16 protein-coding genes, 3 pseudogenes, 2 riboswitches and 1 other annotated feature (1 of these 22 cut by a window edge) are annotated in these 20,822 nt (G+C 51.9%); of the genes and pseudogenes, 3 read left to right on the top strand and 16 right to left on the bottom strand.

Annotation, left to right across the window (positions count from 1 at the left end; translation table 11 throughout):
* The 7 genes from P378_RS06765 to P378_RS21245 all read right to left on the bottom strand — a co-directional run.
* The coding region (locus P378_RS06765; protein ID WP_143338425.1) for a MerR family DNA-binding transcriptional regulator at window positions 1-315 on the bottom strand (315 nt) is incomplete at its 3' end.
* Window positions 316-549: 234 nt separating this feature from the next.
* On the bottom strand, window positions 550-1,167 hold the full coding sequence (locus tag P378_RS06760) for an MBL fold metallo-hydrolase (protein ID WP_099082709.1): 618 nt from the start codon (window positions 1,165-1,167) through the stop codon (window positions 550-552).
* 24 nt (window positions 1,168-1,191) lie between these two features.
* Window positions 1,192-1,641, bottom strand: coding sequence for a D-aminoacyl-tRNA deacylase (gene dtd, locus P378_RS06755; protein WP_099082708.1), 450 nt, complete (start codon window positions 1,639-1,641; stop codon window positions 1,192-1,194).
* A gap of 236 nt (window positions 1,642-1,877) precedes the next feature.
* Window positions 1,878-4,049 carry a RelA/SpoT family protein gene (locus P378_RS06750; RefSeq protein ID WP_099082707.1) on the bottom strand — a complete coding sequence of 724 codons (2,172 nt, stop codon included), beginning with the start codon at window positions 4,047-4,049 and terminating at the stop codon, window positions 1,878-1,880.
* A 31-nt stretch (window positions 4,050-4,080) separates the two neighbouring features.
* Window positions 4,081-4,599, bottom strand: a complete 519-nt coding sequence (locus tag P378_RS06745) for an adenine phosphoribosyltransferase (protein ID WP_099082706.1) — start codon at window positions 4,597-4,599, stop codon at window positions 4,081-4,083.
* A 12-nt stretch (window positions 4,600-4,611) separates the two neighbouring features.
* Entirely contained in the window at window positions 4,612-6,540 is a 1,929-nt protein-coding gene (locus tag P378_RS06740; RefSeq protein ID WP_238472979.1) for a single-stranded-DNA-specific exonuclease RecJ, read from the bottom strand.
* Entirely contained in the window at window positions 6,522-7,271 is a 750-nt protein-coding gene (locus P378_RS21245; RefSeq protein ID WP_238472978.1) for a single-stranded-DNA-specific exonuclease RecJ, read from the bottom strand. Before P378_RS21245 ends, P378_RS06740 begins: the two co-directional genes overlap by 19 nt.
* Before the next feature lie 204 nt (window positions 7,272-7,475).
* On the opposite strand from P378_RS21245, the gene P378_RS06735 reads away from it, so the two are divergent.
* On the top strand, window positions 7,476-7,751 hold the full coding sequence (locus tag P378_RS06735; RefSeq protein ID WP_099082705.1) for a transcriptional regulator: 276 nt from the start codon (window positions 7,476-7,478) through the stop codon (window positions 7,749-7,751).
* A gap of 121 nt (window positions 7,752-7,872) precedes the next feature.
* On the opposite strand, the gene P378_RS06730 is transcribed toward P378_RS06735, so the two are convergent.
* The 3 genes from P378_RS06730 to P378_RS06720 all read right to left on the bottom strand — a co-directional run bounded on the left by P378_RS06730 (window position 7,873) and on the right by P378_RS06720 (window position 10,148).
* On the bottom strand, window positions 7,873-8,595 hold the full coding sequence (locus tag P378_RS06730) for an amino acid ABC transporter ATP-binding protein (protein ID WP_099082704.1): 723 nt from the start codon (window positions 8,593-8,595) through the stop codon (window positions 7,873-7,875).
* Window positions 8,582-9,247 carry an amino acid ABC transporter permease gene (locus P378_RS06725; protein ID WP_099082703.1) on the bottom strand — a complete coding sequence of 222 codons (666 nt, stop codon included), beginning with the start codon at window positions 9,245-9,247 and terminating at the stop codon, window positions 8,582-8,584. Before P378_RS06725 ends, P378_RS06730 begins: the two co-directional genes overlap by 14 nt.
* 97 nt (window positions 9,248-9,344) lie before the next feature.
* A complete protein-coding gene (locus P378_RS06720) occupies window positions 9,345-10,148 on the bottom strand; it encodes a basic amino acid ABC transporter substrate-binding protein (protein ID WP_099082702.1) in 804 nt (267 codons plus the stop codon).
* Window positions 10,149-10,399: 251 nt separating this feature from the next.
* Between P378_RS06720 and P378_RS06715 the strand changes: the two genes are divergently transcribed.
* Window positions 10,400-11,296, top strand: coding sequence for a DMT family transporter (locus P378_RS06715; protein ID WP_099082701.1), 897 nt, complete (start codon window positions 10,400-10,402; stop codon window positions 11,294-11,296).
* 108 nt (window positions 11,297-11,404) lie between these two features.
* Here the strand turns inward: P378_RS06715 and P378_RS06710 are convergent, their stop codons facing one another.
* From P378_RS06710 to gcvT, 5 genes and pseudogenes are all read right to left on the bottom strand, one after another.
* Window positions 11,405-12,382, bottom strand: a complete 978-nt coding sequence (locus P378_RS06710; protein ID WP_099082700.1) for a cation diffusion facilitator family transporter — start codon at window positions 12,380-12,382, stop codon at window positions 11,405-11,407.
* A gap of 189 nt (window positions 12,383-12,571) precedes the next feature.
* A complete protein-coding gene (gene gcvPB, locus P378_RS06705) occupies window positions 12,572-14,026 on the bottom strand; it encodes an aminomethyl-transferring glycine dehydrogenase subunit GcvPB (protein WP_099082699.1) in 1,455 nt (484 codons plus the stop codon).
* Window positions 14,023-15,362 (bottom strand): annotated as a pseudogene (gene gcvPA, locus P378_RS06700) (aminomethyl-transferring glycine dehydrogenase subunit GcvPA). The gene gcvPB and the pseudogene gcvPA overlap by 4 nt, the downstream one beginning before the upstream one ends.
* A gap of 22 nt (window positions 15,363-15,384) precedes the next feature.
* The gene (gene gcvH, locus P378_RS06695) at window positions 15,385-15,771 is read right to left on the bottom strand and encodes a glycine cleavage system protein GcvH (protein ID WP_099082698.1); all 387 of its coding nucleotides are present in this window, start codon (window positions 15,769-15,771) and stop codon (window positions 15,385-15,387) included.
* Between the two features lie 4 nt (window positions 15,772-15,775).
* Window positions 15,776-16,869: pseudogene (gcvT, locus tag P378_RS06690) on the bottom strand (glycine cleavage system aminomethyltransferase GcvT).
* 93 nt (window positions 16,870-16,962) lie between these two features.
* A riboswitch (glycine riboswitch) is annotated at window positions 16,963-17,059 on the bottom strand.
* Window positions 17,060-17,167: riboswitch (glycine riboswitch) on the bottom strand.
* A 393-nt stretch (window positions 17,168-17,560) separates the two neighbouring features.
* Between gcvT and P378_RS06685 the strand changes: the two are divergent.
* A complete protein-coding gene (locus P378_RS06685; RefSeq protein WP_099082716.1) occupies window positions 17,561-17,812 on the top strand; it encodes an alpha/beta-type small acid-soluble spore protein in 252 nt (83 codons plus the stop codon).
* Window positions 17,813-17,919: 107 nt separating this feature from the next.
* Here P378_RS06685 and ileS read toward each other — a convergent pair.
* Window positions 17,920-20,711 (bottom strand): annotated as a pseudogene (ileS, locus tag P378_RS06680) (isoleucine--tRNA ligase).
* A gap of 55 nt (window positions 20,712-20,766) precedes the next feature.
* Window positions 20,767-20,822: a binding site (T-box leader), on the bottom strand; it runs 174 nt beyond the window's last position.

Genomic DNA, 20,822 nt, shown 5'->3' with positions numbered 1-20,822 from the left:
GGCAACTTCCTGATACTCTGCAACTACAACATATTTCCTGCGCTTGGCGATTCCTTGCAATCGCTCCAATTGTCGGATTAAGTTCCCGTTGTCAGCCTGTTTTTTAGTAGAAACTCTGGCATATATAGCACAACGATTTCCTTTAATTTCTACAGTTTTACCCATAACAGCAAGCAGTTCGCTTTCGTCATACCGACGATGACCGCCAGCAGTTTTTATCGGGTGTATAATCCCCTCTTTTGACCACCTATGAAGGGTGCTGATGTGCAAATTGTATAATTCTTTAACCTCTTTTGCTGTTAGATACTTTCCCATTATTAACCACCTCTGTTGCTATTATAGCACAGTATGATTAATAATCAGTATATTTGATTAGTTTTACATAAGTTTTTAGGTGCGTTAGTTGGATAACGAGGGATATAAGGAGCAAGATTGCTATTACGATCTGCACGGTATCGTTTATAGTGATCATGCCGCCCCACCCCCTTTCCGAATGTTTCCATCCCGGTAGGTGAGGCCCGTTTATCAGCTTATCTGTGGCGTTCGTCATTATAAAAAGGGGTTATGTCGTTTCTCGTTGCCTATGGTTGAAGTTAAACCGTGCCCCGGGTAAACTTTTGTGTCTTCAGGCAGTACCAGCAACTTGCTTTTGATCGAGTTGATCAATGTGGTATGGCTGCCCCCCGGAAAATCGCTGCGTCCGATGGACTGGGCAAAAAGGGTGTCTCCGGTGAACAGGTCTTTCCCCACCTTGAGGCAGATGCTGCCCAGGGTATGACCGGGGGTATGGATCACCTCCAGGGCAACATTTCCCGCCTGGATGGTGTCGCCTTCTTCCAGCAGACTGTCGGCGGGTTTAAAGGCCAGCTGCTCTCCTAACCAGGCGGACAGGTTGCGGGCCGGGTTGGTCAGCATTTCGCTGTCCTGGGAATGAATCATCACCGGTGCGCCAGTGGCTTTTTTCATGTCCCCCACCGCCCCGATGTGATCGGCATGGCCATGGGTCAGGACAATGGCAGCAACCTCTAATTTCAGTTTGGCCAGCCTGTCTAAAATGTGCCCGGCTTCGTCACCGGGGTCTACCACGGCGGCCTTGCGGGTTTCCTCACAACCGATGATATAACAGTTTGCCTCTAAATTGCCCACCGGCAATGTTTCAATGATCAAAGGAACCATCCTCCACTTAGATTATTAAAATGCCTTACGGCTGTCCAGTAATAGTGTAACCGGACCGTCATTAATAATTTCCACCACCATATGCTCCTGAAAAACACCGGTGGCGGTGGTCAGGCCGTTGCATACCAGTCGCTGCACAAAGACCTGGTAAAGTTCCCTGGCCGCTTCCGGCGGGGCCGCATCCGAATAGCTGGGCCGCCGCCCCTTACGACAATCTCCGTAAAGGGTGAACTGGGATATGGCCAGTATACTACCTCCCACATCCTGTACGGAGAGGTTTAATTTCCCCTGCTGGTCATCAAAAATCCGCAGTTGGCAGATCTTGTCCGCCAGGTAACGGGCATCATCCGTCGTATCTCCCTGCCCCACCCCCAGCAAAACTACCAGGCCGTGGCCGATCTTGCCGACCACTTCATTGTTTACCGTTACCGAACCTCGCTGCACTCGCTGGACCACAGCACGCATTATGTTAACCTCCATTTCAGCCATCAGCCATCAGCCATCGGCCATCAGCCATCGGGTAATTATGGTGCTTTACCAGGACCCTACCAATGGGTTTATATCAGAAAAACTATTCGACATTTGTTGTATATAATAAAACTTGGGATAACAACGGCCTGAACTTAATAGGAAACCTCAGCGAAAAAACTAACCCCAAAAGCTGACGGCTGAGGGCCGATGCTGATGGCCAGATTAAACAACTACCCCGTGGACATCCTCCGCACCCCGTAGGTATCTTTTACCTTTTTGATTTTGTTTATCAAGTATTCCAGCTGCTCGGTGTTGCGGACCTGGAGGGCCAGTTCAATGGTGGCCACCTGGTCCTTGCGGGAGCGGGCGTTCACCCGGCTGGCATTGATTTTCAGATCCAGCAGCACGTTGAGTATCTCGTTGAGGAAACCGGCCCGGTCGAGACCGGTAATCTCCAGTTTTACCTGGAAGGGGGACTGGAAGTCTTTATCCCAGGCCACCTCCACAACCCTCTCCGGTTCGTCATTCTGGATCGGCTGTATGTTTGCACAGTCCGCCCGGTGGATGGAAACCCCTCTGCCCCGGGTGATATAACCCACGATGGGGTCGCCGGGCACGGGGTTACAGCAATGGGCCAGGCGGATTAATAAATTGTCAATCCCCTTTACCCGAATGCCCTGGGTGGGCTTTCCCCATTCCGCTGCCTTGCCTTCGGCCTTCTTCATCATTTCCTCGGCCAGCGGGCGGCGTTCCTTTTCCGTGCGGTACTCTTCCCGGATCTTAGTGACTACCTGACTGGGGATCATCTGCCCATCCCCGATGGCGGCATACAAATCGTCTACGGTTGATTGGACCACTCTCCTGGCGTATTCCTGCAGCTTTTCACCCCGGACCAACTCCAGGTCCAGGCCTTGTTTGCGGGCCTCGCGTTCAATGGCATCCCGGCCCCGGGCGATGTTCTCGTCCCGCCTTTCTTTCTTAAACCACTGCCGAATGCGGTTTTTGGCCTGGGGAGTCTTCACGATGTTCATCCAGTCCCTGCTGGGCCCGCTGCTGGCCTTGGAGGTAATGATTTCTATAATGTTGCCGTTTTTCAGTTTGTAGTCCAGGGGGACGATGCGCCCGTTTACTTTTGCCCCTACCGTCCGGTGTCCTACGTCGGTATGAATGCGGTAGGCAAAATCCAGGGGTACGGCGCCGGCGGGCAGTTCCATGACATCGCCCTTGGGAGTAAAAACAAAGACGGACTGGGAGAACAAATCTATTTTGAGATTTTCCATGAATTCTTTGGCATCCCGGGCCTCATGCTGGGCATCCAGCATCTGGCGAATCCAGGCCAGCTTTTTATCAAAATCCTTCTCATCCTGGCTTCCCTCTTTATACCGCCAGTGGGCCGCAATGCCGTATTCCGCAACCCTGTGCATATCCCAGGTCCGGATTTGAATTTCCACCGGTTCACCGTTTGGGCCGATGACCGTAGTGTGCAGGGATTGGTACATATTGGACTTGGGCATGGCGATGTAATCTTTGAAACGCCCTGGAATGGGCTTCCAAAGAGTATGGGCAATACCCAGGGCGCCATAACAGTCTTTTACAGAGTTTACCAATACCCGTACTGCCTGTACATCAAAAATATCCTTTAATTCCTTTTGCTGTTCCACCATCTTCTGGTAAATAGAATACAGGTTCTTCGGCCTGCCCTGGATTTCCGCTTTTATATTGACAGCGGCCAGTTTTGCCGCCAGTTCCTTGATGACCTCCTGAACGTATTCCTCCCGCTTGGCCCTGGATTTTGCTATTTGCACCTTCATACGCTGGTATTGTTCCGGCTCTAGATAGCGAAAGGACAGGTCTTCCAGTTCCCATTTGATTTTATAAATCCCCAGACGGTGGGCCATGGGGGCAAAAAAGTGCAGGGTCTCTTCCGCCACTTCCTTTTGTTTCCGCTCGGACTGAAATTGGAGGGTCCGCAAATTATGCAGCCGGTCCGCCAGTTTGATTAAAATAACCCGGATATCCTTGGCCATGGCCAGAAACATTTTACGAAGGTTTTCGGCCTGCCGCTCCTCTTTGGTCTGAAACTGCAGTTTGCCCAGTTTGGTGACACCATCCACCATGCTTGCCACTTCCGGGCCAAAGTTGTTCTCGATATCCGTCAGGGTAATGCCCGTGTCTTCCACCACATCGTGCAGCAGCCCTGCTGCCACAGTCTGCATATCCAGCTGCAGTTCCGCCAGAATAATGGCGATGGCCAGCGGGTGAATGATATAGTCCTCGCCGGAGATGCGCTTCTGGCCCTGGTGGGCATTTTCCGCAAAATTATAGGCCTTACGGAGGAAAGCAATGTCCGCCGAAGGGTTATAAAGCAAGACCTTTTGTTCCAGTTCAAACAGTGAAGACATGCTTCACCTCCTACCCCCTGAATATTTTTCTTTACGCTTCCAACTGCAGTAAAGTGACAACCGGGTAGTCGCCGAGTTTTTCTCTGGCGCCCAGTCCCAGCAATTCAATCAGGAAAGCAATGCCGGCAACCTCGCCGCCGGATTTCTTCACCAACTCCACCGCTGCTGCCACCGTTCCACCAGTGGCCAATACATCATCCACCAAAAGCACCTTCTGACCAGCCTGGATGGCCCCCTCGTGGACTTCCAGGGCATCCGACCCGTATTCCAGCTCATAGTTGTAGCAAACCGTTCTGCCCGGCAGTTTACCGGGTTTTCTAAGGAGCACCACCCCTTTGCCCAGGGCATAGGCCAGCGGTGCACCCAGCACAAAGCCCCTGGCTTCAGGACATGCAACAACGTCTACCTGCATATCTTTGCATAACTCCACCAGTGCGTCCACAGTCTTTTTAAAAGCTTCGGCATCCTGCAGCAGGGTGGTAATGTCCCTGAAATTAATGCCAGGTTTGGGAAAATCCTTAATTACTCTTACTTTACTGGCTAAATCCATGGCTGTTCCTCCTCAATAGCTTCTGCTGAATAGCTGTAATAATTGTTCCGTTGTGGATGACAGGTAGTCCTGCTGGAAGCCCAAGCATTCTTCTTTGCTATGTAGGACCCGCTGGTAGGTAGCGGAATTTTGCAGATCGGACCTAACGTTTAGATTTATTTTAAAGAGAAAATTATTTCCCTGTTTGCTGTATTCTATAAGTCCCAGTTCCCGGAAGATGTTGAAACCGATTTCTACAGTATTGCCGGCGGCCCGGGGGCAGAAACTCCTTAAACACTGGCATAATTCCCGTATACCGGCTTGCCCTTTGCCCTGGTGATCCATCTTCAACCTGAGACGCTTAAATAACTCCGCCAGAGCTTCCCGGTCCGGCGCCATTGCCTGGACATACTCCCGGGCTTCAAGGACCTGGGCTTTTCCCCCCAGCAAAACCAGCAGGCGGGTCTCCCAGTTGGTCATATCACATTCTCCGGGATGGTAGGGAATGTGGAAGAAAATGGTTTGATTAAACTCGACCCCGGTAAACGGTGCAAAGGCGGTTGAAACCAGCACTTTCACCCGGTTTGCTTTTAAGTGTTCCGCCAGTTGTTTAACTGCGGCTTCCCCTAACAGGGGGTGATATACTGCCACCTCCCGGCACCAGGGGGACTCCCTTGTGCTTAAGAGCGTGGCTATTTGAAGGGCCTGGGCAGCGCTCTCTACCATTACCAGGCTGGAGCCGCCGCGGGCAATCACCTGCAGAAGCTGGGCCACCCGGTCCGGGCAGTCCCTGTGGTCTTCCAATTGAATGCAAGAGCGGTTTCTGCTTTTGCCGGTTTTATCACCCATATTGCCCTGGCACCATTGCAAAATCCCTGAAGGAATCAGGCTTTCCATGACTTTTTCTTCCGGCAGGCACAGGGCTTTCTGTAGAAATTCCTGCATTTCCCTGGAGTTCCCTGAACCATCCTCCCGGGGGGTAACTTCTCCCGCCTCTTTAAACTCCTTTACCTCCAGTTGTACGGAAGAACGACCGTTCCAAAAGTTGATAGAAGGAACAAAGGCCATGTCCACCGAATCACGGGTAGCCAGCATTTCACTGTACGAGGCCAGGTTAAAGCCGATCCCGTCCAAAATCACCTGATCTTCACGTACCCGCATTTTCAGGTGACTGCCGTTTTTCCCCACTTCCCGGCAATGAATCACCGTTGCCTGACAGCATCCCAGGATGGGTCCTGGATTGCAGTGCCCAAAGGGCGAGAGTTGGCCTAGCTCCTGTACGGTGTCGAGGGAAAGCTCTGTGAGATTCACCAGTGCATCCAGGTCCAGGTTCGGTGTCAGGTGTTCTTCGGTTAAAACTTCGTTGGCCAACCCGTTGACGGCCCTGCGAAAATCATTGATTTTATCTCCATGAATGCTGAATCCTGCAGCCATAGCGTGCCCGCCAAACTGATCCAAATGTTCCTGGCAGCTAACCATAGCCTGATACAAATTAAAGCCCGGTATACTTCTGGCGGAACCTTTTCCTTTCCCCTCTTCAATGCTGATTATAAAAACCGGGCGGTAAAAGCGGTCTACCAGCCGGGAGGCCACAATACCAATGACCCCGGGATGCCAGTTCTCCGATGCCAGAACCAGCACCTTGTCACCCGCTATTGCCGGGTCTGCTTCCACCAGGGCCAGGGCCTCCGACAGGACCTTTGACTCCACCTGCTGTCTTTCCTGGTTTCCTTTATTTAATGCCTCTGCCATCTGCTCTGCCCGCAGGGGGTCTATAGCCAGCAGGAGCTCCACGCCTAAAGCGGCATCCCCCATTCTGCCTGCCGCATTCAACTTGGGAGCCAGACCATAACCCAGTTCGCGGGTGCCCAAACTTTCGTTTTTAATGCCGCTGACTTTGATCAATGCCTGCAGGCCGGGGCGTTCGGTGCGGGCGATTTTATTTAAGCCGTGTTTAACCAAAATGCGATTTTCTCCCTGGAGGGAACAATATCCGCTACCGTCCCCAGGCAAACCAAATCCAAATATTCTTCCCACTCTCTCTGCTCCAACCCGACCTGTTCATAGATACCCTGAATCAATTTCAGGGCAACACCCACCCCGGCCAACTCCTTAAAGGGATAGGCACAGTCCGGCCTTTTGGGGTCCAAAACCGCCATCGCTGCAGGCAGGTACTCCGGCGGTTCGTGGTGGTCGGTAATGATTACATCCAGTCCCCATTCTCTGGCTGCTTCAATCTCACTGGCGCCACTGATGCCGCAATCGACCGTGACCACCAGGGCAACCCCCTGGTTCGCCGCCCTTTCCAGCGCTTCCTTGTTAAGACCGTATCCCTCTTCTAGCCGGTGCGGTATAAAATAATCCAACCGGCAGCCCAGTTTGCGCAGGGCTAAAACCAGTAAGGTTGTACCGGTAATACCATCCACATCATAATCGCCGTAGACCAGAATTTGTTCACCCCTTTGCCTGGCCAGCAGGATGCGCTCTACGGCTTTCTCCATATCCTTCATCAACCAGGGACTGAAAAGGCCGTCTAATTCGCTGCCTAAAAAAGCCCTGGCCTGGTCCACTGTATAAATTCCCCGGTTGATTAGCAACTGTGCGAGGATCTTTGAAATTCTCACTTCTATTGAAAGGATCTGCTGCAACGCAGGATTGGGTGCTTTGACACGCCATTTCTTTTGACTTCGCATTTCTGTCCCCCGGCAATTTCGGTAAATTATAGTATAAATTATAAATCAGTCAACCCCCAAGGTAAAGAAAAACCCCTTTTCTAATGGATTTCGTCAGGTACAATAAAAATTTTTCTAAACTAACGAATAAATCAACGGAGTTTTGTCAATAATTTGTTTTAGAAGAATATTAACTAGCTTCTTAAGTAAAGGGGTTGCAAGTGTATGACCGAACTTACCATGTCACAGTATTTCAAGGAAGTGAACAACAGGCTGCCTGTGGAAGCGGAAAGAGTTCTCCGTGCCCTCATTGATGAAGGGAAGATGAATAAGGAAGAACTGTCCTTAACCGCCAAGGTGAAGCGGGCAGTTTTGGACCACGTGGTGATGCAGTTGTTCGCCCTGGGCCTGGTGGAAGTTACTTCCGAAGGCAAGAGCAAAATTTGCTCTTTAACCAAATTAGGTGAAGACTACCTGCAGTTGATGAAGGAAGCGATTTGAGAAGTGAGAGGTGGCAGGTTAGAGGTGAGAACTTTAATTCACGCCTGGCCTCCTGGAACAACAATTAAATCAAATACAACAACAGGAAACCCCACCGGAAAAGTGGGGTTTCCTGTTGTGATTATAGAATTTTGTTTAAGAAAGATCTGGTGCGCTCATTTTGGGGGTTACCAAAAATTTGTTCCGGAGTGCCTTCTTCGATCACCCTTCCTTCGTCGATAAAAAGCACCCGGTCGCCCACTTCACGGGCAAAGCCCATCTCGTGGGTTACCACCACCATGGTCATGCCGTCCCGGGCCAGGTCTTTCATGACCGCCAGAACCTCTCCAACCATTTCAGGGTCCAGGGCGGAAGTGGGCTCGTCAAACAGCATCACTTTGGGCTTCATGGCCAGGGCCCGGGCAATGGCCACCCTCTGCTGCTGTCCGCCGGACAGTTGGTCCGGGTAAGATGGTTCCTTATCCTGCAGCCCTACCTTGGCCAGCAAATCCCTGGCAATGGCGTTGGCCTCATTTTCCGTGAGACCCTTTACTTTGATGGGGGCCAGGGTAATATTCTCCAAAGCGGTCTTATGGGGGAACAGGTTAAAACGCTGGAACACCATCCCCACATTTTGGCGGATTTGATTGATATCGGAGGTCTTGTCCGTCAAACACATGCCGTCAATGGTGATTTCCCCGGAGGTTGGTTCCTCCAGTAAATTCAAGCAACGCAGGAAAGTACTCTTCCCGGAACCGGAGGGGCCGATAATAACCACCACTTCCTGTTCCTTTACTTGTAAATCAATACCCCGGAGGACCTGGAGCTGGCCAAAGCTTTTATGCACGTTTTTAGCTACGATCACCGGCCTGCAACCTCCTCTCCATGCGGTTGACAAAGAATTCGGAAATAATTACCGTCATGACAATATAAAAGATGGCAACTAGGAACCAAACTTGAAAGGCATTATACGTGGTAGAAACAATAAGTTGTCCTGACCGGGCCAACTCGACCAAGCCAATAAGCGATACCAGGGAAGTGTCTTTCATCATGGCGATAAACTCGTTACCCAGGGGCGGAATCACCCGTTTAAAGGCTTGGGGAAGAATGACATACCGCATGGCCTGTACATGGGTCATACCTAAGGAACGGGCTGCCTCCATTTGGCCCCGCTCAATGGATTGGATACCTGCACGAAAAATTTCTGCACAATAGGCTCCACTGTTTAAACTCAGTACAGCCACTGCGGACCAAAACTTATCAACGGAATGACCCAATACCTGGGAAAGACCAAAATATATCATGAAAATTTGTACCAGCAACGGGGAGCCACGAAAAAATTCAATATAAATAACAGAAGGGATTTTAATAAGTGGAATCTTGCTCATCTTACCCAGGCCGACAAATAAACCGATAATACACCCAAATAATACCGCTAAAACGGTAAGCTGTATGGTTAGTTTTAAACCTACCATTAAAAAAGGTACAGCGTCTTTCCAAATCTGTAAGAGTTCCATACCTTCACCTGCCTAATTAACTAGTCGCACAAAATATGCGTAACAGTAAATGTTACGCATACATTATTGTACATCATATTGTTTTGTCAGTCGACAGTTATTTCGGTTCTTCGCCAAACCACTTCTTGTAAATTTCAGCATACTTTCCGTTCTCTTTTAATTTTTTGAGAGCGGCGTTAATCTTTTCCAGGGTTTCGGTTTGACCCTTGGGAACAGCGATACCGTACTCTTCAGCGGAGAGAATCTCGCCCACCAGTTTCACATCGTTGTTGCCCTGTTGAATAAAGTAAGCACTAACCGGATAGTCGTTGATCACCGCATCTGCACCGCCGTTTTTCAGTTCCAGCAGGGCCTGGTCGGTGTTGGTGAAGTAAGTGATCTTATCCTTGTCAGTGGCTTTTTCCGCCTGCATAGCGCCGGTCGTGCCGCTTTGTACGGCGATCTTCTTGCCTTTCAGATCCTCAAAACCTTTAATATCATTGTTTTTGGTCTGTACGGCTACAATCAGCCCCGATTTGTAATAGGGCTCACTGAAGTCTACTACTTTTGCACGTTCCGGGGTAATGGTCATGGCAGAAATGGCAGCATTAATTTGATTGGCCTGCAGGGCGGCAATCAAGCCGTCAAAGGCCATGCTTTGGAAATCCAGTTCATAACCGGCTTCGTCAGCAATCGCCTGAATTAATTCCACGTCAAAGCCAATATACTTGCCAGTTTTCGGATCGGTAAATTCAAAGGGAGCAAAGGTGGTGTCGGACCCTACCACTAATTTGGGTTTAGCAGCATCCTTGGCGGGTTCTTTGGCCTGTTCCTTCGGCTGGCTGCCTCCGCAGCCCACTGCGCTGACTGCCAGGGCCAGTACCATTGCGGCCAGCATAGCAAATTTGAAAACCTTCTTCACAAAATTCCTCCTTAAAAAATATTAAAGAATATAATTCCGCACCTCAGGTGCAAAAAACTGCAGCAGCGAATAAATACTTACTACAATTCATAAAAATTTAATTCTCCTAATTCAGTCAAATTCCTTCTTAACCTAAAATTAAAATTTCTAGAAAATCTGAAAAGGTTTGGGTGTCTAAATTGACAGCCCGGGGTTTGAGTGAGAAAATATACAGGAATGCTTGCCGGCCGGCGGAGGTGGATCGAGGAGAAATGTCAAAAATGCAGCAGCTTCAAGCGGATCTTGCTTTACTGGCGGTCACCTTTGCCTGGGGTGTCACCTTTGTGGTGGTTCAAGACGCCCTATCCGGCATTGGGCCCTATTATTTTATCGGCATCCGTTTCGCCATTGCCTTTGCTTTTTTGGGTCTTATTTACTGGAAGAGATTTGCACGTTTGGATGTGGAAACCTCAAAGGCCGGTTTAATCATCGGTGCCTTTTTGTTTGCCGGGTACGCTTTTCAAACGGTGGGCTTACAGTATACCACCGCTTCCAATGCAGGTTTTATCACGGGACTGGCGGTAGTCCTGGTGCCTCTTATTTCATCCCTTGTCACAAAAAAACTGCCGGGTCCTGCGGCTTTGCTGGGGGTAACCAGCGCCACGGTAGGTCTGGCCCTGCTCTCCCTGGGAGATAACCTGACAGTCAATTTCGGTGATGTACTGGTTTTCTTTTGTGCCTTATCCTACGCCGGGCACATTCTCCTGGTGGGACGCTACGCACCCCGTCATGATCCGGTCCTGCTGGCCATCTTGCAAATCGGTGTGGTGGCGGTCATCAGCATGGGCTGCGGAGCCCTTTGGGAAACCATGCCCGACCACTTTACCAGGCCTGTCTGGATGGGTCTGTTAATCACGGCCATCCCTGCCACCGCCCTGGCCTTCTTGATACAAAATTCCGTACAGCGATTTACATCTCCCACCCATACCGCCATCATCTTTATTATGGAACCGGTTTTCGCTGCGGCAACAGGTTGGCTGGTGGCAGAAGAAATCCTCACCGCCCGCCAGTGGGTGGGCTGCCTCCTGATCCTAACCGGCATGCTGGTGGCAGAACTTAAAGACGTTATCAGAACAGAATCTCAACCCGGGGAAGTTAAGGGAATATAGACAGAAAGAGGGATTGCCTCTCCGTGGGCAACCCCTCTTTTTTTTGTTCCATATCAATACAGCGATCTATTTTTGAACAAACGTATTATTCCAAAGCCTTTTGACCGCTTATTCCGTTTTATGGTCTTTGGGGCAGCGTCCCTTTGGGCAGCCGGCGCCGGTGTTACAGGAGGAGGATGTACAAGTTATTTCCTGAGGGTCCTCTATTGCTTCACAGGGTTCACAGTGTATTAATACCTGAACCCCGGGCAGTGCTTCTTCAATTTCTTGTTCGATAAGATCGCAGAGTATATGGGCGGCACCCACCGGCAGGTGCCTGGGAACCACCAGGTGCAGGTCCACATAACGATAAGGCCCGGACTTGCGGGTCCGTAAACCGTGGTACTCCAGGAACTGATTCGAGTGCTTCAGCAGTACCCGCTTAATAACCTCCTCTTCCTCCGAAGGCAAACTTACATCCAGCATAACGCCCATGGACTCCCGGATCAAATCAAAACTGGCTTTCACAATAAGAATACCCACGGCAATGCCGATGATCGGGTCGAGGATGGTATAACCAGTTAGATAAATGGCCCCCAACCCCACCAGGACACCCAGGGATGTGTAAACATCCGTCCGCAGGTGCCAACCGTCCGCCACCAGGGCCGGTGAGTCGGTTTCTTTGCCGACTTGCATCAGCTTTCTGGAGATGATAAAGTTCGCCGCCGCCGAGATAACCATGACCGCCGCGCCCCAACCCAGGGATTCAATTTCGCTGCCCCCGTGTAAAATTCTGGGTACCGCCTGGAGAAAGATCCCTACAGCAGCAGCCAGGATCAGTATCGCCTCGACGATGCTGGCCAGGTTTTCAAACTTGCCGTGGCCGTAAGGGTGGTTTTCGTCCGCCGGTTTGCCGGATTGCCGAACCGCCATAAAGGCAATAAAAGAGGCAATCAAATCTAAGCCGGAATGGACGGCTTCGGAAATAACCCCCACCGACCCCATGCTCAAACCCACCACCAGTTTACCTGTGGTTAAACAGGTATTGGATAGGATAGAAAGGCGTGCGACTTTTAACTTTTTATCCAGTACGTTCACGTTTTCCATCGGTAGCCCCCCTGTTAGATATACCTCAGATGGTAAAAATAAAACCCGGGAGACCTCATCTTTTGAGGGTCAGATGAAGTCCCACGGGTAGCTCCGCTGCCTGAACAGGCCCGGCCTTTTTACATTGGCCTGACGGTGACAGTATATCACAGTCTAATTTATAAAGGCAACCTTTGGCCTATCTTTAAATTATTCCGGCAACCAGCCCAGCACCGGCTTGCGGGCGGCTGTCACCTCATCCAGCCTGCGCACGGGGGTGGTATAGGGCGCATTCTTCAGTGTCTCCGGATTGTCCCTGGCCTCTTCCAGAACTTTGACCAAGATGTCTGCGAATTGGTCCAGGATCTCTTTGCTTTCGGTTTCCGTTGGTTCAATCATAATAGCTTCCTCGACAATGAGCGGGAAGTAGACGGTGGGCGGGTGATACCCGTAGTCCAACAGCCGCTTGGCGATGTCCAGGGTTTTGATGCCGCGTTCTTTCAGGTCTTTGGGGGGTGAGGCCACAAACTCGTGCATGCACACCCTCGGGTAAGGAATTCGCAAATGGTTCGACAGCCGCCCCATTAAATAGTTGGCATTTAGTACCGCAAATTCCGATACCTGCTTTAATCCCTGGCCGCCCAGGGCTCGTAGGTAGGTATAAGCCTTCACCACCACACCGAAATTGCCGTAAAAGGCCTTCACCCTGCCAATGGACCGGGGAAGGTTGTAATCCAGCAGGTAGCTGCCTTCCTGTTTAATGACAACCGGTTTGGGTAAAAAGGGCGCCAGTTCCGCCTTGACGCCCACGGGCCCGGCACCGGGACCTCCTCCGCCGTGGGGGGTGCCGAAGGTTTTATGCAGATTCAGGTGTACCACATCAAAGCCCATATCGCCGGGCCGGGCATATCCCATGATGGCATTGAGGTTGGCGCCGTCGTAATACAAAAGCCCGCCCGCCCGGTGCACCAGGTCGGCTATCTCTTTGATTTGATCCTCAAACAGTCCCAGGGTGCTGGGGTTGGTCAGCATCAGCGCCGCCACGTCCGGCCCCAATACTTTCTTTAATGCTTCCAGGTCCACGCCGCCCCGCTCGTCGGATTTGACCTCCACCACCTGGAAGCCGCAGAGGGTGGCGGTGGCCGGGTTGGTGCCGTGGGCGGAGTCCGGTACAATCACCTTGGTGCGACCGATCTCCCCTTTGCTTTCCAGGTAGGCCTTGATAATCAGCATGCCGGTCATCTCACCGTGGGCACCGGCGGCAGGCTGCAGCGTAAAGGCGTCCATACCGGTAATTTCCGCCAAATCCTGCTGGGTCTCATACATCAGTCGCAGGGCGCCCTGGCTCAGTTCCACCGGCTGGTAGGGGTGCAAATTGGCAAAGCCGCTTAAGGCTGCTGCATCCTCCGCCACCTTTGGATTGTATTTCATGGTGCAGGAGCCCAGGGGGTAAAACCCCACATCCACACCAAAATTCATCCGGGAAAGCCTCACAAAGTGGCGTACCGCATCCAATTCACCAACCTCCGGCAGCGGTGGGGCCTGTTCCCTTATAAATTCCTGGGGCAGCAGCTCAGGAAGGGCTGTTGCCGGGACATCATTGGCCGGAAACGCCACGCCCTGGCGTCCGGGCAAACCCAGTTCAAAGATCAGTTTTTCCGTCATGACAGGGCCCCCAATCGATCCGCCAGCAGGTCGATTTCCTGCCGGCTTCTTTTTTCGGTGACGCAGAACAGCATGTGACCGGCCAGTTCAGGATAATACCGGCCCAAATCCAGGCCGCCCAGGATATTATGTTTTAAAAGTTCCCGGTTAATTATATCAGGGGCCACCTTTGTTTTAATGACAAATTCTTTGAATACCGGAGCCTGCCAGGGCAGTTGGTAACCCGGCAGCTGCGACAGCAGATTTCTTGCATAGGCTGTTTTTTGCAGGCATAATTCAGCCACCTGCCGCAAACCCTGCCTGCCCACCAGGCTTAAATAAACCGTGGCCGCCAGGGCGCACAGGGCCTGGTTGGAACAAATGTTGGAAGTGGCCTTGTCCCGGCGGATATGCTGTTCCCGGGCCTGCAGGGTCATCACATAGGCCCTGCGTCCGTCCACATCCACCGTTTGCCCCACGATTCGCCCGGGCATTTTTCTGAGGAATTTTTCCCTGCAGGCCAGAAAGCCTAAATAGGGTCCGCCGTAGGACAGGGGGTTCCCCAGGGACTGCCCCTCCCCCACTACAATATCCGCCCCGCATTGACCCGGTGACTTTAACAGCCCCAGGGCTATGGGATCGGCGCAGACCGCCAGCAGGGCTCCCACCGCGTGGGCGGCCTCCGCCAGCTTTGCCAAATCCTCAACGCTGCCGAAAAAGTTGGGGTACTGCACCAGCAATGCAGCTGTTTTGTTATCTAACAGGCCGGCGGCATCCTCAACCTTTGTCTGCCCCTCCCGGAAGGTGCTTCCGAGATTTCGATGCCGTAACCATATAGATAAGTCCTTACCACTTCCCGGTACTCCGGGTGTACGGTTTTTGCCACCACCACGCGGTCCCGCCGGGTGGCGGCACAGGCCATCAGGGCCGCCTCAGCCAGGGCGCTGGCGCCGTCGTACATGGAGGCGTTGGCCGCATCCATACCGGTGAGGAGACAGATCATGCTTTGATACTCAAAGATGGACTGCAGCACACCCTGGCTGATCTCGGGCTGGTAAGGCGTGTAAGCCGTATAAAATTCCGAGCGGGATAAAATATGTTTTACTGCGCTGGGTATATAATGATCATAGGCGCCGGCGCCTAAAAAGCAGACGGTTTCGTCCACGCCGGTATTGATCCCGGCCAGAGAAGCCATGTGGCGGGACAGTTCCATTTCCGATAAACCGCCCTCCACCTGAAGTTCCCGGTTGAGCCGGACATCCCGGGGAATCTCTTCAAACAGCCTGTCGGTATGCTCAATTCCCAACAAGTCAAGCATTTGCCGGCGTTCTTCTTCTGTATGAGGAATAAATCGCAAAAATACCTACCTTCTTCCCTGGTTATGCTTGTTCTTCCACCATCGCTTTATATTGTTCGGCGCTCATCAATTCATTTAACTGGGACGGGTCGGACATTTCCACCACAACCAGCCAACCCTTCTCATAGGGGTCCTGGTTAATGATTTCCGGGGCATCCACCGGCCCGTCGTTTACCTCTACCACTTTACCGCTGACCGGAGCATACAAATCACTGGCGGTCTTCACAGACTCCACAACACCGAAGGGTTCCTCCGCCTCCAGGGTGTCCCCAACGGAGGGAAGTTCCACAAATACGATGTCCCCCAGGGATTCCTGGGCAAAGTCGGTGATCCCGATGGTGGCGCGATTTCCTTCCACCCTGACCCACTCGTGTTCTTTGCTGTACTTTAATTCAGCCGGTACATTCATACTCTTATACCTCCCGTTTATAAAATGGTTTCTGCACAATGCGAGCTTTTAACGGTTTATTGCGGACCATGACGTCCAGCTCGCCGCCTGTTTTCGCCCATTGCACCGCCACATAAGCCAAACCTAAATTCTTTTCCAGGGTGGGTGCGAAGGTCCCGGAAGTAACCCAACCCACTTCCCGGTCTTCTTTATAAAGGGGATAGCCCTGGCGCGGAATCCCCCGGTCGATCATTTCCAACCCCACCAGCCTGTGGGTGGGACCGGCTTCTTTCTCCTTTAACAGCGCTTCCCTGCCAATAAATTCCGGTTTGTTAAATTTCACCGTCCAGCCCAGGCCGGCCATCAGGGGGAAATTTCATCGGTCAGCTCGTGCCCGTAGAGGGCCAGGCAGGCTTCGAAACGAAGGGTATCCCGGGCACCCAGGCCAACCGGTTTTACTCCTCCCAACTGGCCGGCCGCCAGGATGGCCTGCCAGAGGGCCTCGGCATGCTCCGCCGGAAAATACAATTCAAAACCGTCCTCACCGGTATAGCCGGTGCGGGATACCAGGCACTCGACCCCTTCCACCCGCCCGTAAACAAAGCAGAAGTACTTAATGTCACGGAGGTCAATGGCGGTAATTTTCTGTAAAATCCTTTGGGCTGCCGGCCCCTGCAAAGCTAGCTGGCAGGTTTTCTCAGATACGTTTTCAATGATCACCGATGAAGCTGCCTGACTCTTGACCCAGTCATAATCCTTCTGGATATTGGCGGCATTCACCACCAGCAGGTACTGGTCGTCTTCCAGTTGATATACCAGTAAATCATCGATGGTGCCGCCCTGCGGATTGCACATGGGCGAATAAAGTGCACAACCGGGTTTCAGGCGGGATACATCATTGGTAACAAGTTTTTGAAGGAAATCCCTGGCCCCCTGGCCGGAGATTCGTATTTCACCCATGTGGGAAACATCGAACAGCCCCGCAGCAGATCTCACTGCCTGGTGCTCCTTTAGAATCCCCTCGTACTGGACCGGCATTAACCAGCCCCCGAATTCAACCATTTTGGCCCCTGCTGCCACGTGGACATTGTATAGAGGTGTACGCTTTACTTCCGTCACACCTGCCACCTCCCTGGTACTAGTAGTATGTTCTGGGCAGAAACTGTTTACGCCGCAGTCAAACAGAAAAGGACAGAATTATACCGTTGCTGGTATAACTCTGTCCTTTTAACCTGAGAGATGACTTCCCTTATGAAGCTTCCCCTTTGGTGTCCTGCACCGCCCAAACGGTAGGAGCTCTCCAGAGTCACGTCCGGTCGCAGTCCTTTTGCCTGAGAGTTTAACCGTTTTCCTTCAGCACGAAAAAACCGGTTTGCTCCTTCGGCGCCCCCGAGGGGGTCTCTCCCGCAGCCATCATCCGTTCACTATATTTATTCTATTGACTTATTTTTCTTGCTAACCCTGTAAAATTCCTTTTACTGAAAAAATTTTTTTCCTAAAAATTCTTTTTACCGGCTTTCTTCAACATTTTATGATTGCTAACCTTTCAGCATTCATAAATATTTTTGGTAATCCGGGGTATGATATGACCAGGGTTCATAATAGCTTGCATTTCCCCGGGGGCTATCTAATGATCCGGATCGTTGTTATTTAGTTCTTTGGGTTGCAGCCTGGTTTATTGCGGTACCCTCTCATCCCCATGTGGGTCTGGGATGGATCAGGTTGCTGCCATAACCGGGTTACAGCCATTATGAGCCTGGCAAAAGAGAAACCCTCCCTTGCGGGGGGGGGTTCTTGTTCGGAGGTTATCATGGAATCAAGGGTAAAGATACCGGCAAAGGTTAAAGAACCTGGCAGAGGACAAAGTAAAAAAGAAAAGCAGCCCACGCCTATGGATCTATTAAAGCTAGAAATCGCCGAAGAACTGGGACTGGCCGAAAAGGTTCAAAAAGAAGGTTGGGGCGGTCTGACCTCTGCCGAGTCGGGGCGCATCGGGGGAATTATCACCCAGCGGGCTAAAAAAGGACTGATCGATTTAGATGCTTTAAGGGCGGAAGAATAATCCGGGATCAGGAATAACCGGTGGTAAGGTTTACATATAGGCATAAAATGTAACCTCTATTGAAAGAGAGAGTTGCCTCGTTCAAAAGGCAACTCTCTTTTTCTTATTTAGGTGCTATGATGTTCCTTTACCACGCCGGCACAGCGTGGGCAAAGGGTGGCATGTTCAGCGTCATGACCCACTTCTTCATGGTACATCCAGCAGCGTTCGCACTTGATTCCCTGAGCGGGAGTTACTAGCACCGCCAGGTCCAGGTCCTCCGCTTTGGCCGCTTCCGCCGGCGCTTCAGACAGGGGATGCAGGTTTACCCCGGAGACAATGAACAGGGTGGACAGGTCGCCGGCCATGGGCTTTAACAGCTCTTCAACCTCTCCGGCCACATACAGGTCCGCTTTGGCCTCCAGGCATTGCCGATCACCTTGTTCTGGCGGGCCACTTCCAGGGCCTTTAATACCTCTTTGCGGACGACATGGAATTTATCCCACTTTTTCTCCAGTTCCACATCCAGGTAGTCCATATTCACTTCCGGCATATCCAACATTTGCACACTGGCCAGGCGCTCGCCGGCCACCGGCATGTGCTTGTAGATTTCTTCGGTGGTAAAGGCCAAAACCGGTGTCAGCAGGCGGACCAGCGCATCCAGCACTTCAAAGAGAACCGTTTGAGCGGCCCGGCGCTCCAGGGAGGCCGGCGGCGCAGTGTACAGGCGATCTTTGATGATATCCAGGTAGAAGGCGCTCAGGTCTACCACGCAGTAATTGTGCACCGCATGGTAAACCACGTGGAACTCGTAATTTTCATAGGCCGTTAAAACCTGCTTGATTAATTTATGAAGTTCCATCATGGCCACCCGGTCCAGTTCGGGGAGCTTTTCATAGGCCACCTTATCTTTTACCGGGTCAAAATCATACAGGTTGCTCAGCAGGAATCGGGCTGTGTTCCGAATCTTGCGGTAGGACTCGGTCATCTGCTTTAAAATATTCTGGGACAACGCCAAATCTGCCCGGTAGTCGGCGGAGGAAACCCAGAGACGCAAAATATCGGCGCCCATTTGGCTGCAGATTTTTAACGGATCCACCACATTACCCAGGGATTTGGACATTTTACGCCCCTTCTCATCCACCGTAAAGCCGTGAGTTAACACCGTTTTATAGGGTGGTTTGCCGGTGACGGCCACCGAGGTGGATAAGGAAGAGTTAAACCAGCCCCGGTGCTGGTCGCTGCCTTCCAAGTACAGGTCAGCAGGCCACTGCAGTTCCGGCCACAGCTCCGGCTGGTCCAGCACAGCCAGGTGGCTGGAACCGGAATCAAACCATACGTCCATGGTATCGGTTTCTTTGCGGAATTCTTTCCCCTGGCCGCAGTGGTGGCAGGTCAGACCGGGAGGCGCCAGTTCACTGGCTTCTTTGGCAAACCAGATGTCTGAACCATGTTCCTTAAACAGTTTTTGAATATGGGCAATGGTTTCTTCGGTAATAATTTCTTTGCCGCAGTCATTGCAATAGAGGATGGGGATGGGCACGCCCCAGGTCCGCTGGCGGGATACGCACCAGTCACCCCGGCCTTCCACCATATTGTAAATGCGCTCTTCGCCCCAGGCCGGCACCCACTTAACCGCACGGATGGCCTTTAAAGCCTCCTGGCGGAAACCGTCCACCGAAGCAAACCACTGCTCGGTTGCCCGGAAGAAAACGGGCTGTTTACAGCGCCAGCAGTGGGGATACTGGTGTTTAATTTGACCATGACCCATTAATACATCCTGTTCTTTTAACTCTTCAACGATGGCTTTATTGGCATCCAGGATAAACTGGCCCTGGAATTTACCGCCTTCGGCGGTGAATTTACCCCGGTTGTCCAGGGGAGCCAGCACCGGCAGGCCATATTGTTTCCCCACCAGGAAGTCTTCCTCACCATGTCCCGGCGCGGTGTGCACGGCCCCGGTACCGGCTTCCAGGGTGACGTGCTCACCCAGGATCACAAGGGACTCACGGTCTACAAAGGGATGGCGGCAGACCACCCGTTCCAGCTGTTCACCTTTGTAAGCGGCCAGGATCTCTGCCGTGTCGGCTTCTACCGCCTGCTTAAAGGTTTCCAGCAGTTCTTTGGCCACCACGACCTTCCTGCCTTTTACCTGCGCCAGTACATAGTTAAATTCCGGGTGAACGGCAATGGCCACGTTAGCCGGCAGGGTCCAGGGAGTGGTGGTCCAGATCACCACCGCAGCGTCCTCCGGCAGTACCCCCTTGCCGTCCTTCACCGGGAATCTCACGTAAATAGAAGGAGAAGTTTTATCGGCATATTCCACTTCGGCTTCAGCCAGTGCCGTTTCGCAACTGGCACACCAGTAAACGGGCTTGAGGCCCTTGTAGATATACCCTTTTTTGGCCATTTCTCCGAAAACACGAATTTGTTTAGCCTCGTACTGGGGCAGCAGGGTATAATAGGGGCGTTCCCAATCCCCCCGCACGCCCAGGCGTTGAAACTCTTCGCTTTGAATTTTTGCCCATTCCAGGGCGTAATCCTTGCACTTGGCGCGGAACTCCACCGGACTCACCTGGTGGCGGTTAAGCCCCAGCTGTTTGATGGCCTGCTGCTCAATGGGCAGACCGTGGGTATCCCAGCCCGGGACGTAGGGAGCGTCGTAACCGGCCATGGAGCGGTATTTTACCACCATATCCTTCAAGACCTTGTTCAAGGTGTGTCCCAGGTGGATATGGCCGTTGGCATAGGGAGGACCGTCGTGCAGAATGTACTTGGTCTTTCCCCGGTTCTTCTCTTGAACTTTGTTGTACAGGTCAATCTCTTGCCAGTACTTCAGAATTTCCGGTTCCCGCTGGGGCAAGTTCCCCCGCATGGGAAACTCCGTTTGGGGCAAGTTAAGGGTTTTACTGTAGTCCACTGAAATTTCACTCCTGCCTTTTTCGCTATTTAATGTAAAAATAAAAACCCGCCCCCAAAGGGACGAGCATATTACCCGCGGTACCACCCTCATGAACAGGATTTTTTCCTG

The organism is Desulforamulus profundi, from assembly GCF_002607855.1.
The sequence above is the reverse complement of the archived record's forward strand: the minus strand, read 5'-3'. Positions and strand labels throughout refer to the sequence as shown.

What these genes read in the sequence shown, in the direction of transcription:
- dtd (WP_099082708.1), bottom strand. Translation starts at nt 1,641, where the DNA reads ATGCGTGCTGTGGTCCAGCGAGTGCAGCGAGGTTCGGTAACGGTAAAC.
- P378_RS06750 (WP_099082707.1), bottom strand. Translation starts at nt 4,049, where the DNA reads ATGTCTTCACTGTTTGAACTGGAACAAAAGGTCTTGCTTTATAACCCT.
- P378_RS06745 (WP_099082706.1), bottom strand. Translation starts at nt 4,599, where the DNA reads ATGGATTTAGCCAGTAAAGTAAGAGTAATTAAGGATTTTCCCAAACCT.
- P378_RS21245 (WP_238472978.1), bottom strand. Translation starts at nt 7,271, where the DNA reads ATGCGAAGTCAAAAGAAATGGCGTGTCAAAGCACCCAATCCTGCGTTG.
- P378_RS06735 (WP_099082705.1), top strand. Translation starts at nt 7,476, where the DNA reads ATGACCGAACTTACCATGTCACAGTATTTCAAGGAAGTGAACAACAGG.
- P378_RS06725 (WP_099082703.1), bottom strand. Translation starts at nt 9,247, where the DNA reads ATGGAACTCTTACAGATTTGGAAAGACGCTGTACCTTTTTTAATGGTA.
- P378_RS06715 (WP_099082701.1), top strand. Translation starts at nt 10,400, where the DNA reads ATGTCAAAAATGCAGCAGCTTCAAGCGGATCTTGCTTTACTGGCGGTC.
- P378_RS06710 (WP_099082700.1), bottom strand. Translation starts at nt 12,382, where the DNA reads ATGGAAAACGTGAACGTACTGGATAAAAAGTTAAAAGTCGCACGCCTT.
- gcvPB (WP_099082699.1), bottom strand. Translation starts at nt 14,026, where the DNA reads ATGACGGAAAAACTGATCTTTGAACTGGGTTTGCCCGGACGCCAGGGC.
- gcvH (WP_099082698.1), bottom strand. Translation starts at nt 15,771, where the DNA reads ATGAATGTACCGGCTGAATTAAAGTACAGCAAAGAACACGAGTGGGTC.
- P378_RS06685 (WP_099082716.1), top strand. Translation starts at nt 17,561, where the DNA reads ATGGAATCAAGGGTAAAGATACCGGCAAAGGTTAAAGAACCTGGCAGA.